The 24,453-nt window shown below is 39.3% G+C and carries 28 protein-coding genes and 1 riboswitch; of the genes, 23 read left to right on the forward strand and 5 right to left on the reverse strand.

The window, feature by feature from the left end; genetic code table 11:
* Positions 1-23 precede the first annotated feature (23 nt).
* Positions 24-269: a YusU family protein gene (locus AC3ANV_RS04245; protein WP_488314131.1), complete on the forward strand. Its 246-nt coding sequence runs from the start codon at positions 24-26 to the stop codon at positions 267-269.
* 56 nt (positions 270-325) lie between these two features.
* On the opposite strand, the gene AC3ANV_RS04250 is transcribed toward AC3ANV_RS04245, so the two are convergent.
* The 3 genes from AC3ANV_RS04250 to AC3ANV_RS04260 all read right to left on the reverse strand — a co-directional run bounded on the left by AC3ANV_RS04250 (position 326) and on the right by AC3ANV_RS04260 (position 1,514).
* Entirely contained in the window at positions 326-670 is a 345-nt protein-coding gene (locus tag AC3ANV_RS04250; protein WP_488312428.1) for a spore coat protein, read from the reverse strand.
* Positions 671-728: 58 nt separating this feature from the next.
* Positions 729-1,007, reverse strand: a complete 279-nt coding sequence (locus AC3ANV_RS04255) for a hypothetical protein (protein WP_488312429.1) — start codon at positions 1,005-1,007, stop codon at positions 729-731.
* A gap of 372 nt (positions 1,008-1,379) precedes the next feature.
* On the reverse strand, positions 1,380-1,514 hold the full coding sequence (locus tag AC3ANV_RS04260) for a YuzL family protein (protein WP_488314132.1): 135 nt from the start codon (positions 1,512-1,514) through the stop codon (positions 1,380-1,382).
* Positions 1,515-1,720: 206 nt separating this feature from the next.
* On the opposite strand from AC3ANV_RS04260, the gene AC3ANV_RS04265 reads away from it, so the two are divergent.
* The 19 genes from AC3ANV_RS04265 (at position 1,721) to arsC (ending at position 20,259) form a co-directional block, all read left to right on the forward strand.
* Entirely contained in the window at positions 1,721-4,108 is a 2,388-nt protein-coding gene (locus tag AC3ANV_RS04265) for a 3-hydroxyacyl-CoA dehydrogenase/enoyl-CoA hydratase family protein (RefSeq protein WP_488312430.1), read from the forward strand.
* 32 nt (positions 4,109-4,140) lie between these two features.
* A complete protein-coding gene (locus AC3ANV_RS04270) occupies positions 4,141-5,316 on the forward strand; it encodes an acetyl-CoA C-acetyltransferase (RefSeq protein WP_488312431.1) in 1,176 nt (391 codons plus the stop codon).
* Positions 5,317-5,380: 64 nt separating this feature from the next.
* A complete protein-coding gene (locus AC3ANV_RS04275) occupies positions 5,381-7,165 on the forward strand; it encodes an acyl-CoA dehydrogenase family protein (protein ID WP_488312432.1) in 1,785 nt (594 codons plus the stop codon).
* 203 nt (positions 7,166-7,368) lie between these two features.
* A complete protein-coding gene (locus AC3ANV_RS04280) occupies positions 7,369-7,725 on the forward strand; it encodes an arsenate reductase family protein (RefSeq protein ID WP_488312433.1) in 357 nt (118 codons plus the stop codon).
* 92 nt (positions 7,726-7,817) lie between these two features.
* Entirely contained in the window at positions 7,818-8,201 is a 384-nt protein-coding gene (gene gcvH / locus AC3ANV_RS04285) for a glycine cleavage system protein GcvH (RefSeq protein ID WP_488312434.1), read from the forward strand.
* A gap of 423 nt (positions 8,202-8,624) precedes the next feature.
* Positions 8,625-8,981: a toprim domain-containing protein gene (locus AC3ANV_RS04290; RefSeq protein ID WP_307407244.1), complete on the forward strand. Its 357-nt coding sequence runs from the start codon at positions 8,625-8,627 to the stop codon at positions 8,979-8,981.
* 10 nt (positions 8,982-8,991) lie between these two features.
* Positions 8,992-9,300 (forward strand): thioredoxin family protein, encoded by a 309-nt coding sequence (locus AC3ANV_RS04295; RefSeq protein ID WP_488312435.1) that lies wholly within the window; start codon positions 8,992-8,994, stop codon positions 9,298-9,300.
* 108 nt (positions 9,301-9,408) lie between these two features.
* On the forward strand, positions 9,409-9,765 hold the full coding sequence (locus tag AC3ANV_RS04300; RefSeq protein WP_488312436.1) for a hypothetical protein: 357 nt from the start codon (positions 9,409-9,411) through the stop codon (positions 9,763-9,765).
* A 163-nt stretch (positions 9,766-9,928) separates the two neighbouring features.
* Positions 9,929-10,035: riboswitch (SAM riboswitch) on the forward strand.
* A 176-nt stretch (positions 10,036-10,211) separates the two neighbouring features.
* A complete protein-coding gene (locus tag AC3ANV_RS04305; RefSeq protein ID WP_488312437.1) occupies positions 10,212-11,237 on the forward strand; it encodes a methionine ABC transporter ATP-binding protein in 1,026 nt (341 codons plus the stop codon).
* Positions 11,230-11,898 (forward strand): methionine ABC transporter permease, encoded by a 669-nt coding sequence (locus AC3ANV_RS04310; protein WP_488312438.1) that lies wholly within the window; start codon positions 11,230-11,232, stop codon positions 11,896-11,898. The genes AC3ANV_RS04305 and AC3ANV_RS04310 overlap by 8 nt, the downstream gene beginning before the upstream one ends.
* Positions 11,899-11,913: 15 nt before the next feature.
* Positions 11,914-12,756 (forward strand): MetQ/NlpA family ABC transporter substrate-binding protein, encoded by an 843-nt coding sequence (locus tag AC3ANV_RS04315; RefSeq protein WP_488312439.1) that lies wholly within the window; start codon positions 11,914-11,916, stop codon positions 12,754-12,756.
* 448 nt (positions 12,757-13,204) lie between these two features.
* A complete protein-coding gene (sufC, locus tag AC3ANV_RS04320) occupies positions 13,205-13,990 on the forward strand; it encodes a Fe-S cluster assembly ATPase SufC (protein ID WP_488312440.1) in 786 nt (261 codons plus the stop codon).
* An 18-nt stretch (positions 13,991-14,008) separates the two neighbouring features.
* Positions 14,009-15,319, forward strand: coding sequence for a Fe-S cluster assembly protein SufD (gene sufD, locus AC3ANV_RS04325; protein ID WP_488312441.1), 1,311 nt, complete (start codon positions 14,009-14,011; stop codon positions 15,317-15,319).
* Complete coding sequence (locus AC3ANV_RS04330) at positions 15,319-16,548, forward strand: cysteine desulfurase (RefSeq protein ID WP_488312442.1); 1,230 nt, start codon at positions 15,319-15,321, stop codon at positions 16,546-16,548. Before sufD ends, AC3ANV_RS04330 begins: the two co-directional genes overlap by 1 nt.
* Positions 16,538-16,972, forward strand: coding sequence for a Fe-S cluster assembly sulfur transfer protein SufU (gene sufU, locus AC3ANV_RS04335; RefSeq protein WP_488312443.1), 435 nt, complete (start codon positions 16,538-16,540; stop codon positions 16,970-16,972). The genes AC3ANV_RS04330 and sufU overlap by 11 nt, the downstream gene beginning before the upstream one ends.
* 174 nt (positions 16,973-17,146) lie before the next feature.
* Positions 17,147-18,544, forward strand: coding sequence for a Fe-S cluster assembly protein SufB (gene sufB, locus AC3ANV_RS04340; RefSeq protein WP_488312444.1), 1,398 nt, complete (start codon positions 17,147-17,149; stop codon positions 18,542-18,544).
* 273 nt (positions 18,545-18,817) lie between these two features.
* Entirely contained in the window at positions 18,818-19,159 is a 342-nt protein-coding gene (locus AC3ANV_RS04345; protein ID WP_488312445.1) for an ArsR/SmtB family transcription factor, read from the forward strand.
* Between the two features lie 25 nt (positions 19,160-19,184).
* A complete protein-coding gene (locus AC3ANV_RS04350) occupies positions 19,185-19,826 on the forward strand; it encodes an MIP family channel protein (protein WP_488312446.1) in 642 nt (213 codons plus the stop codon).
* 13 nt (positions 19,827-19,839) lie between these two features.
* Positions 19,840-20,259, forward strand: a complete 420-nt coding sequence (gene arsC / locus AC3ANV_RS04355) for an arsenate reductase (thioredoxin) (protein WP_488312447.1) — start codon at positions 19,840-19,842, stop codon at positions 20,257-20,259.
* Between the two features lie 671 nt (positions 20,260-20,930).
* Here arsC and AC3ANV_RS04360 read toward each other — a convergent pair.
* Entirely contained in the window at positions 20,931-21,119 is a 189-nt protein-coding gene (locus tag AC3ANV_RS04360) for a hypothetical protein (RefSeq protein ID WP_488312448.1), read from the reverse strand.
* A gap of 181 nt (positions 21,120-21,300) precedes the next feature.
* Positions 21,301-21,747, reverse strand: coding sequence for a MarR family winged helix-turn-helix transcriptional regulator (locus AC3ANV_RS04365; RefSeq protein ID WP_488312449.1), 447 nt, complete (start codon positions 21,745-21,747; stop codon positions 21,301-21,303).
* A gap of 121 nt (positions 21,748-21,868) precedes the next feature.
* On the opposite strand from AC3ANV_RS04365, the gene AC3ANV_RS04370 reads away from it, so the two are divergent.
* The 3 genes from AC3ANV_RS04370 to AC3ANV_RS04380 all read left to right on the forward strand — a co-directional run bounded on the left by AC3ANV_RS04370 (position 21,869) and on the right by AC3ANV_RS04380 (position 24,434).
* Complete coding sequence (locus AC3ANV_RS04370; protein ID WP_488312450.1) at positions 21,869-22,372, forward strand: arsinothricin resistance N-acetyltransferase ArsN1 family A; 504 nt, start codon at positions 21,869-21,871, stop codon at positions 22,370-22,372.
* Between the two features lie 353 nt (positions 22,373-22,725).
* Complete coding sequence (locus AC3ANV_RS04375; RefSeq protein WP_488312451.1) at positions 22,726-23,571, forward strand: DUF72 domain-containing protein; 846 nt, start codon at positions 22,726-22,728, stop codon at positions 23,569-23,571.
* Between the two features lie 41 nt (positions 23,572-23,612).
* Entirely contained in the window at positions 23,613-24,434 is an 822-nt protein-coding gene (locus tag AC3ANV_RS04380) for a sulfite exporter TauE/SafE family protein (RefSeq protein ID WP_488312452.1), read from the forward strand.
* The last annotated feature ends 19 nt before the right edge of the window (positions 24,435-24,453 follow it).

A 24,453-nucleotide genomic window follows, 5' to 3' on the forward strand; every position in this document is an offset into this window, starting at 1 on the left:
TGCCCAATATGGAGGGTGTCATGATGGAGAAAGAGTTTGTTCAGCAGTTCGAGGCATTACTTGAAAAATACAGTGAGCTCCTTGTCGGTGATAGTAGTGAGGAAACAAAGGAAAAAGTGAAGGCCTGGGCGTTATACTCCCATATCGCAAAGTCTATGCCTGCATTAATCAAACATTGGAATGGGCTGTATCCGGAGGCAAAGGACGAATTAAAGGTTATTATTAATGAAATTAAACAGTTAAATGAACAACATCGCAAAAATAAATAGAATTTTTACATAAAAGAACACAAAAACCGAAGGCTTCGATGCCCTCGGTTTTTGTATTATTGTACTGTTCCCCCGGTAGGAAGCTGATTCGTATATCCCTGAAACTGCTGATAAGATTGCTGCAGTTTTTGTTGGTCGGCGGCCTCGATGGAATACCAGCCTTTTTTAAACATCAAATCATAAAGATCGCGTTGGCATTTTTCTGTTTCCGTAAAAATGTTAAGGATATCGTTGTATAATCCTTGGTGGCTTGCTTCATGCAAAGCCATGCTGTAAGATGTCGTCATGTATTTTTCTGTTGTCAATAAGTCATTGATAAAATCACGATCATTCATTTGCGGAGTTTTTGGCACTTGTGTTTCCTGGTTCTGAATTTTTTGCTGATTTTGGAATTGGTTCATGGTGACTCTCTCCTTAAAATTTGTCTAGCGCCAGCATTCACGGACGCTTCCGCTTTTCTTATTGCATATTATTTAAAGGCTGCTGACTGTTCGCGTGTTGACCTAAGTGATTGAGCAGTTGCTGATAGTGCCGTTGGTGCATCTGACTGCATTTTTCAGCTTCTGCTTTTATTTGCGGATCCTGGCATTGTTGGGCAAAAAAGTTTGCTTTTTTAGCAGAAAGTAAATTCCATGACATCATATCTGTAAGATAAAGGGAATCTTTTGTTGAAATGATTCCCGGAGGCTGTTGCATCATTCCTTGTTGATTTTGCATATTCATATTTTGTTGCTGCATGTGTAACCCTCCTGTTTCATTTTTTACAAAATGGCTATGTTAAACTTGCCTGTTGATTTCCGCTCTAGGCACTCGCTTTCCGCGGGCGGTCAGGGAGCCTCCTCGGCGCATAACGCGCCTGCGGGGTCTCCCTTGACACGCTTTTCCCGCAGGACTTTGAATAGGCTTCCACGAATACTCACCGCACGAAGAAAATGCGATAGCATTTTCGAGGAGTCTCGCGCCTTCCGCTCCAATCAACATAGTGAACAAAATCAACAACGAGCTTTAACATAGCCTACAAAATAAGAAAGTATAAAATTTTCTTCTTTGAGAATTGTCCAGCTTCAGCGCCCAGTGGACTTCGCTTAACGGACGCTTCCGCTTTTCCTGTTAACTTTTCTTAAACTGATTATTTTGGCTGTTCTTTTTTCCGCCGCGATCCCTTTCACCATCAGGACCGGCGTTGCCTTCCACACTTGCCGCACTAATTCCTGCTTTCGAAGGGTCCTTCTTCATTTTTCCCATCATGATCACCTCGATAATAGGATGCCCAACCAAAAAAATTTATGTTAGAGAAATTAAAGTTCAAAAAATATTTAAAATTCCGCTTTTATTGATTGCACAAATTTTCAAAATATTTTATAGTTAATAGTAACAGGACTCATTCATGAGCAAAATTTTTTGGCATAAAAATGAATGAGTATTCATTCAAAGTGTCGAAGGGGGAGACAATGTTGAACCAACTTATTAAAAAAGCAGCTGTTCTAGGATCAGGCGTAATGGGATCGGGGATTGCGGCTCATTTAGCAAACATAGGAATACCAACTTTATTGTTGGATATTGTCCCGCGTGAATTAACCGAAGATGAAAATGCAAAAGGACTTACACTAGAAGACAAACTCGTGCGTAATCGTATCAGTCAAACGTCTATACAAAAATTATTGAAGCAAAAACCTGCACCATTAACAGTGAAAAAAAACTTAGCGCTTATTGAAGCGGGGAACCTGGAAGACGATCTTAACAAATTAAACGATGTTGACTGGGTCATTGAAGTCGTAGTTGAAAACTTAAATGTTAAAAAACAAGTATTTGAAAAAGTTGACCGATATCGTAAACAGGGCAGCATCATTAGCTCTAATACTTCAGGAATTTCCGTTGAAGCAATGGTCGAAGGAAGATCGGATGACTTTAAAAAGCACTTTCTTGGCACCCATTTTTTTAATCCTCCACGTTACTTAAAATTGCTTGAAGTAATCCCAACTCAATACACAGATCCAGAAGTTCTCGCTTTCATGAAAACTTTTGGTGAAGATGTCCTGGGAAAAGGTGTTGTCGTAGCGAAGGATACGCCGAACTTTATTGCGAACCGAATCGGCACCTACGGTCTTCTTGTTACTGTCAGGGAAATGCTAAAGGGCGGCTATAGTGCCGGCGAGGTAGATTCCATTACCGGACCGTTAATTGGCCGTGCTAAAAGTGCAACTTTCCGAACACTTGATGTGGTTGGATTGGATACGTTCTTTCATGTGGCAAACAATGTGTATGAAAAAGTAGAAGGCAAAGAGAAGGAAGTTTTTGAAGTCCCTTCCTTTATCAAAGCAATGGTGGAAAAAGGCTGGCTCGGAAGCAAATCCGGGCAAGGATTTTTCATGAAAAAAGGAAAAGAAATTCTTGAATTGGATCCAACAACATTAGAATATGGTCCGTGTAAAAAGCTTTCAACACCTGCAGTCGAGCTTAGCAAACAGGAAAAAGGCACGGCCAATAAATTGAAAGCGCTTGTATACGCAAATGACCGAGCCGGCGAATTATTATGGAACATCTTAAGCCCGGTTCTAGTCTACTCAGCACAGCTGCTAGGCGAAATTGCTGACGATATTGTTGCCATCGATCGTGCATTGAAGTGGGGCTTCGGCTGGGAGATGGGTCCTTTTGAAACATGGGATGCCATTGGCGTTGAAAAATCAGTTCAAAAAATGAAAGAATCGGGATTAGAAGTTCCTGTCCTGGTTACGGAAATGCTTGAAAAGGGCGTTGCTTCTTTTTATAAAGAAGAAAACAATGAGCTCTATTTCTATGACGAAGGTGAATTCAAACCGGTGGAGTTCAATCCAAAGGTGATTAATCTTAACCAATTAAAGAAACAAAAAGGCGTCATTAAAAAGAACAGTGGTGCCAGCCTTATTGACATAGGTGACGGGGTTGCCCTTCTTGAATTCCATTCGCCCAATAATGCAATCGGTTTCGATATTTTGCAAATGATTAACTTCGCAGTGGATGAGGTAGAGAAAAACTACAAGGGACTTGTCATCGGCAATCAAGGAAAAAATTTCTGTGTTGGTGCTAATCTTGCCATGATTTTAATGGAAGCACAGGACGACAATGTTTATGAACTTGATATGGTTGTTCGTCATTTCCATCAGGCAATGCTGAAAGTTAAATACAGCTCCAAGCCGATTGTAGCTGCACCGTTCGCGATGACGCTTGGCGGAGGCGCAGAGATATGTTTACCGGCGGCACATATTCAAGCTTCTGCAGAAACATATATGGGACTTGTCGAAGTGGGTGTTGGTTTAATTCCCGGCGGCGGGGGTAACAAGGAGCTTTATATTAAACATTTGGAAAGCTTCCCGAATGGAGTTCAATTTGATCTGCAAAATGTCGCCAATAAGGTATTTGAAACCATTGCCACTGCAAAGGTATCTACCTCAGGAGATGAAGCGCGCGAGAATAATTTTTTAGATTTTGCTGATGGAATCAGTGTTAATAGCGACCACCAGCTCTATGATGCCAAACAGGCTGTTCTTTCTTTACATGAAAAAGGCTTTAAACCAAGAGTCCGTTCGAAGGTACCGGTGGTTGGTGAAACCGGGTATGCAACTTTGTTACTTGGTGCTGAAGCAATGTTCTTGTCAGGCTATATTTCGCAACATGATTTAAAAATTGCCAAAAAGCTTGCATATGTCATTGCAGGCGGCAAAGTGCCATTTGGAACGGAAGTCGATGAACAATATTTATTGGATTTGGAAAGAGAAGCATTTTTAAGTCTTGTTGCTGAACCAAAATCACAGCAGCGGATGCAGCATATGCTTGTTAAAGGAAAACCATTAAGAAATTAACATAATAGTTTAAGAGAAAGCGAGGGAAAGAAATGAGAGAAGCGGTAATCGTGGCAGGTGCTCGGACTCCGGTAGGTAAAGCAAAGAAAGGAACGCTTGCCCATGTTCGCCCTGATGATTTGGGGGCATTGGTTGTAAAGGAAACATTAAAGCGTGCCGGAAATTATGAAGGAAATATCGATGATTTAATCATCGGCTGTGCAATGCCTGAAGCGGAACAGGGGAATAACATGGCACATAATATTGGTGCCTTGGCAGGACTTCCATATACCGTCCCAGCGATAACTATAAATCGTTTCTGTTCTTCAGGACTGCAGGCAATTGCTTATGCTGCACAGGGAATTATGCTTGGTCACACGGATACGGCGATCGCCGGCGGAGCTGAGTCGATGAGCCTTATCCCAATGATGGGTCATGTCGTTCGTCCAAATGTAAAGTTGGCTGAGACTGCGCCGCAATATTATATGGGAATGGGCCATACTGCTGAAGAAGTCGCGAAGAAATACGGCATTTCCCGCGAAGAACAGGATGCATTTGCAGTGAGAAGCCACCGGCGTGCTGCTAAGGCGATCCAAGAAGGGAAATTCGTGGATGAAATTGTACCGGTAGAGGTAACAATCCGCTCTGTTGGAAATAACAATAAACTCGTAGAAAAGACGATTCAATTTGCACAGGATGAAGGTGTTCGCCCGGATACCAACCTTCAATCACTGGCAAAGCTCCGCCCGGCCTTCTCCGTAACAGGCTCTGTTACGGCAGGAAATGCATCACAAACAAGTGACGGGGCTGCAGCTGTGATGGTAATGGATCGTGAAAAAGCAGAATCACTCGGCCTTAAGCCGTTAGCAAAGTTCAGATCCTTTGCTGTTGGCGGTGTTCCACCGGAAATCATGGGTGTCGGCCCTGTTGTCGCCGTACCGAAAGCAGTGAAGCTCGCCAGTTTAGAACTTTCCGATATTAACTTGTTCGAATTAAATGAAGCCTTTGCATCACAATCGATTCAGGTTATTCGCGAACTTGGCTTAAATGAAGAGAAAGTAAATGTAAACGGCGGCGCAATCGCTCTCGGACATCCGCTAGGCTGTACAGGCGCCAAGCTTACATTGTCACTCATTCATGAGTTAAAACGGAGAAATGAACAATTTGGTGTTGTCACAATGTGTATTGGCGGCGGTATGGGTGCAGCCGGGGTATTTGAACTTCTATAGGAAAAATTAGGGGCGTTTTTAATAGGCCCCTAACAAGAGGAAATTTTGATAGGAGGAAATAGTAATGACAAATCAAACTGAAAAAATTATTAAAGGCGGAAGCTTTTTAATTGAAGATATTTCATATGACCGTGTTTTTACACCGGAAGACTTTTCTGATGAGCACATCATGATTGGAAAAACTGCCGAAGACTTTGTTGAAAACAAAGTTATTCCGCAGATCGAACATTTAGAACACCATGAATTTGATCGTACTGTTAAGCTTTTAAAGGAAATGGGTGAGCTTGGTCTATTAGCAGCTGATGTACCTGAAGAGTTTGATGGATTAGGTTTAGATAAAATTACCTCTTCTTTGATTACAGAAAAAATGTCAAAGGCCGGCGGTTTCTCACTTTCTTACGGTGCTCACGTCGGAATCGGTTCCCTGCCAATTGTTTTATTCGGCAACGATGATCAAAAAAGAAAATATTTGCCTGAGCTTGCTTCAGGTGAAAAACTTGCTGCTTATGCTTTGACTGAGCCGGGTTCAGGCTCTGATGCCCTCGGTGCGAAAACAACAGCCAGACTAAATGCTGCGGGTACACACTATATCCTAAATGGTGAAAAGCAATGGATCACCAACGCAGGCTTTGCTGATGTTTTTGTCGTTTATGCAAAGGTTGATGGCGAGCACTTCACTGCATTCATTGTTGAAAGAGAGTTCTCCGGAGTTTCTACCGGAGCTGAAGAGAAGAAAATGGGGATTAAGAGCTCTTCTACCCGTACACTAATTTTAGAAGATGTCCAGGTTCCTGTGGAAAATCTTCTCGGTGAATTTGGTAAGGGCCATGTGATTGCCTTTAATATCTTAAACATTGGCCGTTATAAGCTCGCTGTTGGCGCTGTTGGCGGATCTAAAAACGCATTCGAACTAACGGTAAAATATGCAAACGGCCGTAAGCAATTCAAAACGCCAATTGCCCAGTTTAATTTAACAAAAGAAAAGTTCGGGACAATGGCATCAAAGATTTATGCAGCTGAAAGCTCCGTATACCGTACCATTGGATTATTTGAGGATAATCAAGGCCAGCTTACAAATGAAGAAGCAAAAGATATTAAAAAGGTTGCCGGCTCCATTGCCGAATATGCCATCGAATGTTCGTTAAATAAATTCTTTAATAGTGAAGTATTAGATTATGTTGTCGATGAAGGTGTACAAATTCATGGTGGCTATGGATTTATGCAGGAGTATGCAATTGAAAGAGCGTACCGTGATTCCCGCATTAACCGTATTTTCGAAGGAACAAATGAAATTAACCGTCTCTTAGTGCTAGGAACCTATTTGCGAAAAGCGATGAAGGGTGAGCTTCCGTTATTCCAAAAAGCGATGGCCCTTCAAGAAGAACTAATGATGCTTATGCCTGAAGAGCCAGGTGATGAGCCACTAGCACAAGAAAAATATTTAGTGAAAAATGCGAAGAAAATTGGCTTGCTTGCTGCCGGATTGGCCGCACAAAAATATGGCAAGGCGATTGAAAAAGAACAGGAAATCTTTGTTAACATCGCGGATATTGTTGCCAATGCCTATGCTATGGAATCTGTTGTGTTACGCACAGAAAAGGCAATTGCAAAAGCCGGCCTCGAAAAGAGTAAGCAAAAGCTTCTTTATACACAAATCTTCTGTCAGGAAGCCTTTAACCAAATCGAACAGGATGCAAAAGAAACATTAGTTGCAGTAGAACATGGGGATACACTTCGCATGATGATGTCCGCTCTTCGCAAATTTACACGTCATACGCCAGTTAACGTGATTGCGAAAAAACGTGAAGCGGCAGATGTATTAATTGAGGCAGAACGATATATTGTTTAATTTTCATGGAGGCTGGCTCATTTGGTCAGCCTCTTAATTATTTATATAGAAAAATAATTAGGAAAACGAGAAGGATTTTTGCAAATGGAGTCGAAAGTTTTCTAATGAACGTTATTTTTGTCGTGTCCTCCTGTTAGGAATTTCGACATTGATATGATACTATTCATTTGATAGGTAACGTTACTGATTGGTAGGTGAAACAGATGTCTCTGACTTTTTACTGGTATCCAAAATGCGGAACATGTCGAAATGCAAAGAAATGGCTGGATGCTCATCATCTTTCCTACAAAGATATACATATTGTTGAGAATCCCCCCTCACGTGAGGAATTAAAGGAATTTTATCAAAAAAGCGGCTTGGATTTAAAAAAATTCTTTAATACGAGCGGTTTAAAATACCGTGAATTAGGTATAAAGGATAAAATGAAGTCAGCTACAGATGATGAGCTCCTCGACTTACTTGCATCAGACGGAATGTTAATAAAGAGACCGATTTTAACGGATGGTGAAAAAGTAACAGTGGGCTTTAAAGAAGCTGAGTACGAGGAAAAGTGGCTGTAGAGCTTTAATCACACTGCGCTTCAACTTCTTACATATGGGTAATCGATTTTATCGATGATAGATTTTTATTAAATTTATGGAGGGATTTTTTTATGGCTACACCACAGGATTTACGGTATTCAGAGGAACATGAATGGGTAAAAGCTGAAGGAGAAAAAGTGCGTGTTGGAATTACTCACTTTGCACAGCACGAACTAGGAGATATCGTATTTGTTGAGCTTCCGGAAGTGGGCGATGAAGTAACTGCAGACGAGCCATTTGGCAGTGTTGAATCTGTTAAAACGGTTTCCGAGCTTTATGCTCCTGTTAGCGGAAAGGTTGTCGAAGTTAACGAAGAATTAAGTGACAGCCCTGAGTTTGTAAACGAATCTCCATATGAAAAAGCATGGATGATTGTTATTGAAGTATCTGACAGCAGCGAATTGGATAAATTAATGACTGCTGAGCAATATGAAGAAATGATTAAAGAAGACTAAATACGAATTCAAAAAGCACCTGTTTTCAAGGTGCTTTTTATATTCCCGGAGAATTGTCCAGCTCCAGCGCCCAGCGACTAGTGTACTTCGTGCTCCTCCTTACGATAAGTCAACATCGAATCGCTCCGCTCTCCGTGTTTCCTTTATCTCGTTCGGAGCTCTTCAGTCCATACGTCGCTTAACGGGCGCTTCCGCTTTTCTTGTATTTACCACTTTTTCTTGTCCTATTATAGGGCATGCTTTAATAAAATGTGATAAAGCTAAAAAGTTTAATGGGATATAACAAATCCGATAACAAGCAAATCCCTATTCTTAAAAAAACAATAATGATATAGTTAACATACAAATAAGAAGGCACACGTTATTGAAATTTTGGAATATGTTAACAGAAAACAAACAACTTCTTTTCATAGGTGATCGAATATGAATGATTCGTATGTTGACAAAGTTCTTATTGTCGAAGGTAAGTCAGATAAAAAAAAGGTAAAGAGTATTGTAAAGGAACCTGTTGAAATCATCTGTACAAATGGAACGATCAGTATCACAAAATTAGATGAATTGATCGATTTCCTTGAGGACAAAGAGGTCTATATTCTTGTAGATGCGGACGAAGCAGGCGAAAAGCTCCGCAAGCAGTTTAAACGGGAGTTCCCCCATGCAGAGCACTTATATATTGATCGGATGTATCGGGAGGTAGCGACAGCTCCGGTAAAACACCTTGCTACTGTTCTCTTAAGTGCGAATATCGACGTTCATACCCAATATTTAGAGAATTGTTGAGCCTTCAAAGATGAAAGAATGGACAAGAGAAGAGTTAGTATCATTTATTGAAAGTAAATCGCCTGGAATCGTTTATTTTTATACACCTTTATGCGGGACATGTCAGGTCGCCTCCAGGATGCTCGAAATAATCAGGGAAATGGTCAATGTTGAGATAGGTAAAATGAACTTAAACTACTACCCTGATTTTGCTAAAGGCTTCGCTGTCGAAAGTGTTCCTTGTTTACTGTTTGTTAAGAACGGCGAAGTGTTAGAAATGGTTTATGCGGTTCATTCCGTTCCATATTTGTTGGAGAAAATAAAAGAACAGTTATTGTAAAACAGATGCTAAAATGGTGTCTGTTTTTTTTGTCGAACAAATATAAAAGGAAATCAAGTCCATTTGCTGAATATAAAAGTATAAGCCAAAGAGACTGGAGTGGTGGATATGATCGACACGATTCAAACCTTTCTTCAGACTATTAATGAGCGGAAGCATGTTCTTCAATTAATACAAAGTACAGATAAATTAATGATTCATTTTGTTTGCGGCCCTGAAACGGTCCCTATTGCTTTAATAAACGGAGAATTTTCATGGCTTCATGATATCAGGGAGAAATTCCTTTCATGTAAGATTGATGGAGACGCAGTTGCAATCAAACAATTGCTTGGAGGGAAGGAGAAATTACGCTTCCTCGTAAAGAGTGGCCAACTAAAGGTAACGGCCCCGTTTCGAACTATTTTAATGCTGGAATCTATTTTTTATTTAACAAAAGTAGGAGAAGAGCTTGATCAAATCATTTAAAGAGCACAGGTTTACTGAAGATACCCAAAATTCCCCAAGAAGAATAGTGCGAAAAATGTAGAAGATTTCGTTGACACCTCTTTTTATCCATGTTACGATAGCTTTTGTAATAAAATAATTGCTTAAATCATTTAATGTGTTAATTGAATATAGATGCGAAAAGCTCTTATCGAGAGAGGTGGAGGGATGTGCCCTATGAAGCCCGGCAACCGTCAATTTTTATTGAAATGGTGCCAATTCACACAAAGCATTTGCTTTGGGAGATGGGAGAAAGGACTATTTTAATAATGCCTTTCTGCCTGTGCAGAAAGGCTTTTTATTTTTCTAAAATAATAGAATGTTTTACTTTAAATAGTCAAAACCTATATTTAAGTGATGAAAAGCGGTCGGAATTTTTGGAATTATGATGAAATTCCAGGTAAATTGAGTAAAAAGTAGGTGAGCCAATGATATCAATCAAAAATGTCCAAAAGTTTTATCCTTCTAAACAGGGGCAGCTAAAAGCGGTAGATGATGTGAACCTGGAAATCAATGAAGGTGAAATTTTCGGGGTAATTGGATATAGCGGAGCAGGAAAGAGTACGTTAATTCGAATGTTAAACGGGCTGGAGCTTCCGACTGAAGGTTCCATAACAGTAGCGGGACGGGTGATTTCTAGGATTAAAGGCAGGGACTTACGAAAAGCACGCCAAGAAATTAGTATGATTTTTCAACATTTTAATTTACTTTGGTCAAGGACTGTAAGAGAAAATATCGCTTTCCCATTGGAAATTGCCGGTGTTAAAGGTCCGGAGCGGACTAAAAAGGTTAATGAGCTTATTAAACTGGTCGGCTTAGAGGGAAGGGAAAATGCCTATCCGTCACAGCTAAGCGGCGGTCAAAAGCAACGAGTGGGGATTGCCAGAGCGCTGGCTAATAATCCTAAGGTTTTACTTTGTGATGAAGCAACCTCTGCACTTGATCCGCAAACGACGGATTCGATTTTGGAATTGTTAGTGGATATTAACAAACGGCTTGGACTAACAATTGTCTTGATAACCCACGAAATGCATGTTATAAGGAAAATTTGCCATCGCGTTGCAGTAATGGAAGGCGGGAAAATCGTAGAACTCGGATCGGTTTTAGATGTGTTTAAAAACCCGCAGCAGCCAATCACGAAACGATTTGTTCAGCAGGTGACAGAGCCGGAAGAAACAAAAGAAACGGCAGAGCATTTGCTTGAGCGCTACCATTCAGGACAGGTTGTACAGTTGACCTTTATTGGAGAATCGGCCGAACAGCCAGTAATAACCAACCTCATCCGGCACTATAAAGTTACGGTAAATATTTTGCAGGGCAAAATTTCACAAACCCAAAGTGGTTCATATGGTACCCTCTTTATTCATCTTGATGGTGACAGTGCAGAAGTCAATAAAGCCGTCGACTTCATTCGAACGCAGCAGGTTGGAGTGGAGGTGGTTTCAAATGGGTAATGGTTATTTCAAGGATATTGATTGGCAGGCAATGTGGGAGGCCACTGTACAAACCCTTTATATGACTGGTATTTCAGTTTTGGCGACCTTTATTTTAGGTATTATTCTTGGTTTATTGCTATTCCTTACAACGAAAGGAAATATGTGGGAAAATAAGCCGGTTAATACAGTAATCAGTGCTTTTGTTAATATTTTTCGGTCCATTCCGTTTATTATTTTAATTGTGCTATTAATCCCGTTAACAATGTTATTAGTAGGATCTATGATTGGGGAAAATGCAGCATTGCCGGCATTGATTATAGGAGCCGCACCGTTTTATGCAAGAATGGTGGAGATTGGCCTTAGAGAAATTGATAAAGGGGTTATTGAAGCTGCTAAATCAATGGGAGCAACCACAAGTACGATTATTTGGAAGGTGCTTCTTCCGGAATCGATGCCAGCCCTTGTTTCTGGAATCACAGTTACGTCGATTGCACTTATTGGTTACACAGCAATGGCCGGAGTAATCGGCGCTGGCGGTCTTGGAAACCTGGCTTATCTTGAAGGCTTCCAGCGAAATCAAAACGACGTTACAATTGTTGCAACCGTTATTATTTTAGTTATTGTATTTATCGTTCAGTTTATTGGTGATTTAATCACTTCTAAAATAGATAAAAGATAAAAAGGAGAGTTTATCATGAAAAGATGGTTAAGTTTAGTTTTAGCTTTATCACTCGCACTAGTATTAGCCGCATGCGGTTCATCATCATCAACTGATAAATCGCAAGGGAGTAACAAAGAAGTAACATTAACGGTTGGAGCTTCCAACGTTCCGCATGCTGAGATTTTAAAGCAAGCACAGCCAATTTTAAAGGAAAAAGGCATTAATTTAAAAATTGTAACATTCCAAGATTATATTTTGCCAAACAAGGCTCTTGCTACAAACCAAATAGATGCAAACTATTTCCAAACGATTCCTTACTTTAATTTGCAAATGAAGGAAAACGGCTATAAGTTTGCCAACGCTGGTGGAATCCATATTGAGCCGATCGGTGTTTATTCAAAGAAATATAAGAGCCTAAAAGATCTTCCAAATGGTGCACATATTATCATAAGCAACTCCGTTTCTGATCATCCTCGTCTTCTTTTAATGCTTCAGAAGTTGGGCTTGATCGAATTAAAACCTGGAATTGACCCGCAGCAGTATGATATTAAAGATATTGTTTCAAATCCAAAGAACTTAAAACTTGATGCTAATTACGAAGCAGCTTTATTGCCAAAAATCTATAAAAACGGTGAAGGCGATGCCGTTCTGATTAATTCTAACTATGCAATTGATAATGGTTTAGACCCAATGAAAGATTCGATTGCACATGAACCAAGTGATCCAAAATCACCTTATGTGAATATCATTACAGTTCGTAAAGGTGACGAAAACAAACCAGCAATTAAAACACTTGTTCAAGTACTTCATTCAAAACAAATCCAAGACTGGATTAAACAAAAATATCACGGGGCCGTTCTTCCGGTTTCTGAGTAATAAATTAGGATAGAAAGCAGGCACCCGCCTGCTTTTTTGCTTATTAATTATAGGAAGAAAAAAGGTAAGTTAAAATCTAAAAAATTGCCCAACTTACTTTAGACAAATAGAAAATACATGAAAGCATTTTTGTGGGTAAAAATAGATAAGACTCGGACCTCCGTTAGTCTTGGCAAAAGATAAAAAAGTAAGGTATGATTTAAAGCGAGTGTTTATCCAGGTGCTATAACAGAAACAAAAATCTGAATTTATATAAAAAAACCCCTTTGGATCATCAGCTCATTCTCATTTAGGTTATATTTAGTGAAAATCATAGCCAGTTATCACTGTTTATGAGTTGCTAATACATTTCATTTGTTATAAGATTGTAATGAGAATAAAATGAGAATAAGATCGAGACCACTTATGGTCTACAAAGATACAAAACTTTCTTTTCGGAGGTATAAATATGGCTGGATCAACTTTAACGATTAAAGATTTACATGTAGCAATTGATGGGAAAGAAATTTTAAAAGGTGTAAACCTTGAAGTAAAGGGTGGAGAAATCCATGCTATCATGGGACCAAACGGTACCGGTAAATCCACTTTATCTTCTGCTATCATGGGTCATCCAAAATATGAGGTTACAAGCGGGAATATTATTTTAGATGGACAAAATGTCCTTGAGATGGAAGTAGATGAGCGGGCACGTGCAGGTCTTTTCCTTGCGATGCAATACCCAAGTGAGATTAACGGCGTAACAAATGCAGACTTTTTGCGTTCCGCTCTTAATAGCCGTCTTGGCGAAGGAAATGAAATCTCGCTAATGAAGTTTATCCGTAAAATGGATAAGCAAATGGAATTTCTTGAAATGGACCTTGATATGGCTCAGCGTTACTTAAATGAAGGCTTCTCCGGCGGGGAGAAAAAACGTAACGAAATCCTACAATTAATGATGTTGGAACCAAAAATTGCTATCCTGGATGAAATTGACTCCGGATTAGATATTGATGCTTTAAAGGTTGTTTCCAAAGGTATCAATGAAATGCGCGGCGAAGAATTCGGCTGCTTAGTTATTACCCACTATCAACGTCTTTTAAACTATATCACTCCTGACTATGTCCATGTAATGATGCAGGGACGTATTGTTAAATCCGGCGGACCTGAGCTTGCACAACGTTTAGAAGCAGAAGGATATGACTGGATCAAGAATGAACTCGGAATTGAAGATGAAACAGTTGGTCAAGAAGCGTAAGAGTTAGGAGGGATTACTATGACAATTGAAACGAAATTACCGTTTGATAAGGAATATGTTAGCTCCTTTTCAAAAGAATTGGGCGAACCCTCCTGGTTGCAGGAGCTTCGTTTAACTGCATTAGGCAATGTTGAAACATTGCCAATGCCGAGACCTGATAAAACTAAGATTGATAAATGGAATTTTACACAATTCAACCGTCATAATGTAAATAGTGCATCATTTACATCTCTTTCAGAGCTGCCGGAAGAAGTGAAAGCATTAATTGATGTAGAGTCAGGTAATAAGAATGTATACATCCAACGTAATCAAACACCGGCATTTTTAACCTTAACAGAGGACCTTAAAAGTAAAGGTGTTATCTTTACAGATATTTTTACCGCAGCACGCGAACATGGTGATCTGCTGAAAAAATATTTTATGACTCAAAGCATTAAAGCGGACGAACATCGCTTGACTGCCCTTCATGCAGCACTTGTTAATGGGGGAATTTTCTTATATGTTCCGAAAAATGTAGAAATTTCTGAACCGATTCAAGCGGTATTTTTACAAGACGATGCAGATGCTACCCTATTCAACCATGTTATTGTTGTAGCTGATGATAATAGCTCGGTTACGTATGTTGAGAACTATATTTCCACGCTTGATGTGGTAAATAGTGTATATAATATTGCAACAGAAGTGATTGCAAACACCAATGCACGTGTTCAATATGGTGCTGTTGATAACCTTGCCAAAGGAACTACGACCTATGTGAACCGTCGCGGTGTAGCCGGAAGGGATGCCCGGATTGAATGGGCACTTGGCTTAATGAATGAAGGTAATACGATTTCTGAAAATACCACTAATTTAGTTGGCGACGGCTCCTTTGGAGATACAAAAACGGTTGTGGTGGGACGCGGTGAACAAATACAGAATTTCACAACAAAAGTCGTTCATTTCGGAAAACATACTGAAGGATACATCCTGAAGCATGGTGTTATGAAAGACAGTGCCACATCCATTTTTAACGGGATTGGTAAAATTGAACACGGGGCGACAAAATCGAATGCAGAACAAGAATCCCGTGTGTTAATGCTTAGTGAAAAAGCGCGCGGTGATGCAAATCCAATTCTGTTAATTGATGAAGATGATGTAACAGCAGGTCACGCTGCATCTGTAGGCCGTGTAGATAAAGTTCAGCTTTATTATCTAATGAGCCGCGGAATTCCGAAAGCGGAAGCAGAACGATTAGTTATTCATGGCTTCCTTGCACCTGTAGTGAACCAGCTTCCAATAGAAGGAGTTAAAAAGCAATTAACTGAAGTGATTGAAAGGAAAGTACGATAATGAATATCCGGGATATTCGTAACCAGTTTCCCATTTTAGATCAGGAAGTTAATGGCAAGCCTCTCGTCTATTTGGATAGCTCTGCGACATCGCAAAAGCCAATCCAAGTAATTGAAACAATTGAAAAATATTATAAAGAAATCAATTCCAATGTCCATCGCGGTGTTCATACATTAGGAACAAGAGCAACGGATGCCTACGAAGGGGCAAGGGAAAAGGTTCGTAAATTTATCAATGCGAAATCAACGCAGGAAGTTATTTTTACAAGAGGAACGACGACTGCATTAAATACAGTTGCGGCAAGCTATGCTGCAGCGAATTTATCAGCAGGTGATGAAATCGTTATTACCTATATGGAGCACCACAGTAATATTATTCCATGGCAGCAGGTAGCCAAACGGACAGGTGCTCAATTAAAATACATTCCGCTTCAAGAGGATGGAACGATTTCACTTGATGATGTACGTTCAACGATTACGACAAACACAAGGATTGTTTCGGTCATGCAAGTATCTAACGTCCTTGGCGTCATTAATCCGGTGAAAGAAATTGCAGAAATTGCCCATGAAAACGGAGCGATTATGGTAGTCGATGGTGCACAAAGTGCTCCGCATATGAAAATTGATGTTCAGGATTTAGATTGCGACTTTCTAGCTTTTTCCGGTCACAAAATGTGCGGTCCAACAGGAATCGGTGTCCTCTATGGCAAAAAACATTTACTGGAAAATATGGAGCCAATTGAATTCGGCGGCGAAATGATTGATTTTGTCCAATTGTACGAATCTACATGGAAAGAGCTTCCGTGGAAATTTGAAGGTGGAACACCTATTATCGCAGGTGCTGTCGGTCTTGGTGCTGCCATTGACTTTTTAAATGAAGTCGGGCTTGATGCGATTGCCGAGCATGAACATAAGCTTGTTGCTTATGCATTAGATAAAATGTCTTCCGTTCCGGGGTTAACCGTATATGGTCCATTGGACGCAGCAAAACGTGCAGGACTCATTACGTTTAATTTAAATGATGTTCACCCGCATGATGTGGCAACAGTTTTGGATGCAGAAGGGATTGCCGTCAGGGCAGGACATCACTGTGCACAGCCGCTCATGAGATGGTTGAAAGCCTCAGCTACGGCGCGTGCCAGCTTTTACCTATACAATACGGAAGAAGATATTGATAAACTTGTTGAAGGGCTTGTTAAAACAAAGGAGTATTTCAGCGATGTCTTCTAATAATTTAGATAATCTCTACCGTCAGGTTATTATGGACCATTATAAAAATCCTCGTAATCGAGGAGTTCTCGAAGATGGCAGTCTGACGATCAATATGAATAATCCCACTTGCGGTGACCGTATTCAATTGACGATGAAAGTGGAAGATGGAACGGTGACAAATGCAAGGTTTGAGGGAGAAGGCTGTTCCATATCAATGTCCTCTGCTTCAATGATGACCCAAGCGATAAAGGGGAGAAAAGTAGAAGAGGCATTGAAGTTGTCGAAGATTTTTTCAGATATCATGCAAGGAAAAGCCTATGAGGATGATATTGATCTAGGTGATATTGAAGCATTGCAAGGTGTTTCAAAGTTTCCGGCAAGAATTAAATGTGCGACATTAGCGTGGAAAGCAATGGAAAAAGGATTACAGGAAGAGAAGTAACAATAAAATTCTAAGAAGCGGTTTTTGGAATGGTCTGATGTCCAGCTCCAGCGCCTAGCCCCTCGGGTCATAAGCCAATCCGTCCTGAAGGTTAAAAAGCAACCTTCAAGCCGGCACGTCTAGACTCACGGGGCTGAACAAGGCGCTTCCGCTCCAAAAAGGAGGAACACGACAATGGCGAAAAAAATGCCGGAAATCGGTGATTATAAATATGGTTTTGCCGATAAGGACGTCTCCATATTCCGTTCAAAGCGTGGCTTAACACGTGAAATTGTTGAAGAAATTTCAAAGCTGAAGAATGAACCGCAATGGATGTTAGACTTCCGCTTAAAATCATTAGAACATTTCTACAATATGCCAATGCCGCAATGGGGCGGAGATTTAAAATCATTAAACTTTGATGAAATTACGTATTATGTAAAACCATCTGAGAAATCCGAAAAGTCTTGGGATGAAGTTCCTGAAGAAATTAAAGCAACATTTGATAAGCTTGGAATTCCTGAAGCAGAGCAAAAGTATCTTGCAGGGGTTTCTGCTCAATATGAATCAGAGGTTGTATACCACAACATGAAAGAAGACCTTGAAGAATTAGGGATCGTCTTTAAAGATACTGATTCAGCTCTTAAGGAAAACGAAGACATCTTCCGCGAGCATTGGGCAAAGGTTATACCGCCAACGGATAACAAATTTGCTGCATTAAACTCTGCCGTATGGTCAGGCGGCTCCTTCATCTATGTTCCTAAAGGCGTGAAGGTGGATACACCATTACAGGCATATTTCCGCATTAACTCTGAAAATATGGGACAATTTGAGCGGACACTCATCATCGTTGATGAGGGCGCACATGTTCATTATGTGGAAGGCTGTACTGCACCGGTTTATACAACGAATTCCTTACACAGTGCCGTTGTTGAAATTATTATTAAAAAAGATGCTTACTGCCGTTATACAACGATTCAAAACTGGGCGAATAATGTCTTTAATCTTGTTACGAAGCGTGCGGTTTGTGAAGAAAATGCAACAATGGAATGGATCGATGGCAATATCGGTTCGAAGCTAACAATGAAATACCCGGCCGTTATTTTAAAAGGAGAAGGCGCCCGCGGTATGACATTATCGATCGCCATTGCAGGAAAAGGTCAGCACCAGGATGCAGGAGCAAAAATGATTCACTTAGCTCCAAACACTTCTTCAACGATCGTATCAAAATCGATTTCAAAGCACGGCGGTAAGGTAACCTATCGCGGCGTCGTTTCATTCGGACGTAAAGCCGATGGAGCCCGTGCCAATATCGAATGTGATACGTTAATTATGGATAATCAATCTACTTCTGATACGATTCCATATAATGAAATCTTAAATGACAATATTTCGCTTGAACACGAAGCGAAAGTGTCAAAAGTATCTGAAGAACAGCTTTTCTACTTGATGAGCCGTGGTATTTCTGAACAGGAAGCAACAGAAATGATCGTAATGGGCTTTATTGAGCCGTTCACAAAAGAATTACCAATGGAATACGCTGTAGAAATGAACCGTCTGATCAAGTTCGAGATGGAAGGTTCTATCGGATAATAAATGATTAACCCTTGTATATCAAGGGTTTTTCTTATTTTTGGGGCGTGCCTAATTTCTGTCGTGCCAAAGATGGGCTTTTGTATATTTACAGTATCTTTACAATTCGGCTCTTGAAGTCAGTTATATTTTAAATTAATATATAAGCAAATAGTTATATGACGGAGATATGCACTTCTTTTATGTATGTAAAGAACATAAATTGACTCTATTCACGTAAAACAAATAAGTAAATTACTATTTACTTATATAAATTAAGAGGAGGTGTTCTTCATGTTGAAATCAGACTTAGAGCGGTCGGCAAACATTTTAAAATTATTGGGCGATAAAACAAGATTAACAATTGTTGCTATATTGAAACAACGAGAATGCTGCGTTTGTGAATTTCTAGAAGTGTTCGATATAAGCCAACCATCCATTAGTCAGCATCTTCGAAAATTAAAAGATGCAGATATGGTAAAGGAAGAACGAAGAGGTCAATGGATTTACTATTCCCTTAATCAGCAAAGTGAGTTATATGATCTAATACAAGATATTTTGGAACATGTACCAGACCAGATAGATAATATCAAAATGATTGAAAAAGCCAATCCTACGCTTCAATGCGGATGTTAAGAAAATCAAGGGGAAATGAAACGAAATGAATAAAAAATTAATCAGCGAATTTTTAGGAACCTACTTTCTTGTTTTTGCTGGAACGGGTGCAGTGGTAATAGATAACATTACGAAAAGTTTAACGCATGTAGGTGTAGCACTTACATTTGGACTTGTCGTAATGGCACTAATTTTCACCTTCGGTCACCTTTCTGGTGCGCACTTTAATCCTGCTGTTACGATTGGATTTTTAGTCCATGGAGATATAAAGAAAAGAGAAGCACTTTATTATATTATTATTCAAGTCATTGCAGGGATTGCAGCGAGTGCAACGTTATTATGTTTATTTGGAAATGTTGCTTCATTAGGTACCACCTTGCCAAGAGGATCATGGGAACAATCGTTTATTTTGGAATTTATCCTTACTTTTTTCTTGATGATGGTTATTTTCGGCTCAGCAGTTCATGGGAAAGCTGTAAAAGATTTTGCAGGAATCGCCATCGGCGCAACCGTGGGGTTAGAAGCTATGTTTGCAGGTCCCATCAGTGGTGCCTCGATGAACCCAGCTAGATCAATTGGTCCAGCACTAATATCAGGAACAACTCAAAATTTATGGGTGTATATTGTCGCAACGATTTTAGGAGCAAGTTGTGCGGCAGTAATTTATAAAATACTACACGAAAAATAAAGGAGAATACATCATGTCTAAAAAAACAATTTACTTCTTATGTACAGGGAACTCTTGCCGTAGCCAAATGGCAGAAGGTTGGGCTAAAAAGCATCTTAGTAATGAGTGGGAAGTGAAAAGTGCTGGGCTTGAAGCTCATGGATTAAACCCTAATGCTGTAAAAGCAATGAAAGAAGCGGGCATCGATATTTCAAACCAAACATCTGATGTTATCGACCCTGAAATTTTAAACAATGCTGATTTGGTTGTCACGCTATGCGGACATGCAGCAGATCACTGCCCAGTAACTCCTCCTCATGTAAAACGAGTGCACTGGGGATTTGATGATCCTGCAAAGGCAGAAGGAACTGAAGAAGAAAAATGGGCATTTTTCGAACGTGTCCGAGATGAAATCGGAGATCGCATTAAGCGTTTTGCTGAAACTGGTGAATAAGAGGATTTGAGTAGCCAGGAGATTTTATACTCTCCTGGCTTTAATTATTAAGCAATTTTATTACTTTATTATAAAGAAGTGGATTAAAATAAGTAGGTAAAACAAGCAGGAGGGAATGGACATGAAAATCACTGATGAAGCACGTGATGAATTTAAAAAAATGTTCAAAGAAGAGAATGCTAAAAATATTCGTATCTTTTTTGATGGCTTTGGCTGAGGACAGCCAATAATTGGACTGGCTCTGGATGAGCCAGAAGCAGACGATATCATCGTCACTATAAATGATATAAAAGTAGCAATCGACCCAATTATTGAACAGAACACCGAAGACCTTATCCTTGATCGAAGTGGAAATGGTTATGGGATTTCGATGATCGGTAATACGGGGAGATGCTGTTAGAAAAGACCTTTACTGGTCTTTTTTTATTTTATCTGTTAGCTCATGAAATGCTGCTAAAAATTGCTGATATGTTTGTAAGCCGTATTCTTCGATGTTGTAATGAAAAAGTAGCTCCATAGCAAGTTCTTTTGCCTGCTGTAGAACTCGATGGACTTTCCTAGGTTAGTAACATTAAGACCAACGTGTGCATATTTCATTTCAATTTTGCCCTAATAATTTAATTTGGTTAATCATCAATAATATGATTTGGATTTATTCATTAAGCAACGATTTAACAAGCGCAACTGCAGCAATTTGGTTGTACTCTTGATGACTGTCGACCTTCATTCCATTTCTTTAAGACTTTTTCAAGAAATGTTTCCTTTTGGAAGTCTGCAAATTTCCAAGCATTTCGGGCTTTCATTTCCGTTTCCTCCTGACGTAATTTCATGGTTTGATATACTCCATACTCGTTAAACATGTTGAATCCCCTCCTATTAATGATAGAACTAAAAAATTAAAACAGGTAAGCTTGAAAAGCTGGTAAAGTGTGACAGTAATTAGTTCAATTTGAAAATTTATTGACTACAGAATAATCCCTCCTTTTGATTATTTGCAATTTGCAAGTAATTATTTTAATTAAAAGAGCAAGTGATGCTTGCTCAAATTAATGGTTTACAACAAACAGTGGATTTTGACATTGCTTCGTTAAGTAATTTGACTGATTTAATAACCATTTCGCGTTCAAATTCGCTCATATGTGAAAATACTTCATTTAAGTATTGATTCATTTCCGCATCAATTTTAGCAGCAACATAATTTCCTTGTGTAGTTAAAGTAAGTATTGAAACACGTCTATCATCAGGAAGAGGCGATTTTTTTACCAGTTCCATCTTTACTAGTGTTTGTATTTGGCGACTAAAAGTAGTTATATCCATCCCCAGAGTATCAGCAACCTGTTGCATCGAAGGTTTATCATTTCGGAGTATTTCATAAAGGATATGACTCTGTACAAGGGATATTTCAGTTTCACCTATTTGACAACAGTTTTTATTTAAAAGACCAAATCGCCTTGTCATAACTTGGAACAATTCTCTCACGTTATCCATTGTTTTCACCTCTGATTTATTTATATACAAATTATTTGCAAATTGCAACTAATATTTCTTTAAAAATTGAAAATTTTTTATATAATGGTTGTAAGCCGATAAAAATATAGGAGGTAAAGTAATGAAAGAGGAGTATCGAACAAGAATGGCTTCAATTAATGATCTGGAATCGATTTTAAAAATTTATAATCAAGGAATTGAAGATAGAATAGCTACATTGGAGGAAGAACAAAAAGATATTAAATACATGACAGAATGGTTTAACAACCATAACGGACGTTTTGCGGTCATAGTAATCGAAAATAACGGTGAAATAGTTGGATGGGCTTCATTAAATCCTTATTCAAATCGTTGTGTCTATGCAGGAGTAGCCGATTTATCAATTTATATAAGAAGGGATTACAGAGGAAGAGGAGTTGGATCACTATTATTAAAGGAAATCGAGTGTGCTGCGATACTGAATCAATTTAATAAAATTGTTCTATTTACTTTCCCTTTCAATAACCTGGGGCAGGGTCTTTATAGAAAAAATGGATATAGAGAAGTCGGGGTATTTAAGAACCAAGGGAAATTAGATGGACAGTTTGTTGACGTAATGATAATGGAAAAATTACTAATTCCTTAAGTAATCAGAAATAAAGACGCTTCCCCTTTTTTGGTTTGAATAAAATGATTAGAACCTACAGCGTAAACCGTGAGTCCTCAAGTTTTTAACTCCTTTTCAGTTGAGTTTATAATGGGTTTTAATTTATTTTAACAAATGGCTTTACATCAAGGGTGGCGTTTTTTTCTGTTTACTGTCGGAAGGACTGTGTTACTGTCGGAAAGCCACCGGTTGTTGCGAAAAGAGTTCATTTACAATAGTTTATTTGTGCAAAGCTGGTCAATGGTGAAAATAGGGGAATTCCGCCAATCGGAAAATCTAACATACGATGGGAAAATAGGTTATGCTATTATTTATAAATGGAGGTGATTTTATTGATCTACATTGGTGTAACAGGATGGGGAGACCATGACAGCCTTTATCCCGGCCAAATTTCCCCGAGAAATAAGCTAAAGGCGTATGCAGGGCATTTTCCAATCGTCGAAGTGGATTCTGCTTTTTACGCGATACAGCCAAAGCGAAACGCTGAAAAATGGGTCAATGAAACACCCGAGTCCTTTGAATTTGTCGTAAAAGCCTATCAAGGAATGACAGGTCATATGAGGGGAGAAATCCCTTTTACTAATAAACAAGAAATGTTTAAGGCGTTTAAAGAGTCCCTGGATCCTTACATTGAGAAACAAAAATTAGCGATGGCCCTCTTTCAATTTCCGCCTTGGTTTTCTTGTGTTCGTGAAAATGTTGAGTACTTAAGATGGTGCAAAAATGAAATGGGTGAAATTCCATGTGCACTTGAATTCAGGCATCAATCGTGGTTTGTTCCCAAGTATCGCGAAAAAACATTGGATTTTATGAAAAAAGAGAAATGGATCCATAGTATATGTGATGAACCGCAATCAGGAGAGGGCTCGATTCCAACCGTTTTAGAGGCAGTCGGTTCCGAAAAGGTTCTGGTGAGATTTCATGGCCGGAACCTTCATGGCTGGCAAAAGAAAAATGCCGATAATTGGCGGGAGGTCCGCTATCTCTATCGATATAATCAACTTGAGTTACAGGAATGGGCAGGTTCCATTCAAACATTAACAAAGGAATGTTCAAATGTTTATCTGCTCTTTAACAATAATTCCGGCGGAGATGCTGCAGACAATGCGAAGGAGATGATTGACTTATTGCATATAAACTATGAGGGGCTTGCATCAAGGCAATTGGATTTGTTTTAAAATTCTTTTACTATTCGTTTCATAATAAAGGAGAAAGCAATATGGAATGGGTCATTTTAGTTTTAATCGGGCTTGCAGCCAGTTCTCTTGGTTCGTTAATTGGCTTGGGCGGAGGAATCATTGTCGTTCCGGCGTTGCTCTACTTGGGGTCATTGCCGGGGGTGGGGCATATCTCGCCACAGGTTGCTGTAGGGACATCCCTGTTTACAATGATTTTTACAGGCTTATCTTCGACACTCGCCTATATGAAGCATAAAACCGTGGATTATAAAAGCGGTTTAATTTTTCTAATTGGAAGCGGGCCGGGAAGCATTCTTGGAGCTTGGGTGACAGAAAAGTTAAATTTGCAATCTTTCAACGTCTTGTTTGGAACATTTATCATTTTTGTTTCGATTGTATTATTATTAAAAGATAAATTAAAACCAATTCCATTTCGTAAGGATCAGGGGATTGTCCGTACTTTTACGGATAACAGCGGGAAAATGTATGAATACGGCTTTAGTCCAATAATGGGAGTCATTATATCGTTTATTGTTGGATTTTTTTCCGGTATTTTTGGGGTTGGCGGCGGTTCGTTAATGGTACCGACGATGATATTAGTGTTTTTCTTTCCGCCGCATGTTGCCGTAGCCACCTCCATGTTTATGATTTTACCGACATCGATTCTAAGTTCAATCACGCATGTAACCTTGGGTAATGTCAATTGGTTATATGCATTAGCGTTAATCCCGGGGGCGTGGATTGGAGCAAAGGTTGGTGTTTATTTAAATCAAAAACTTAGGAGCAAAACCATAGTATTACTTTTAAGAACAATCCTTGTTATTGTTGGCATTCGTTTAATATACGAAGGAATCTTTGGCTAGGAAAAAGGATGAGAAGCAA

It is taken from the genome of Neobacillus sp. DFD-2R (assembly GCF_057747865.1).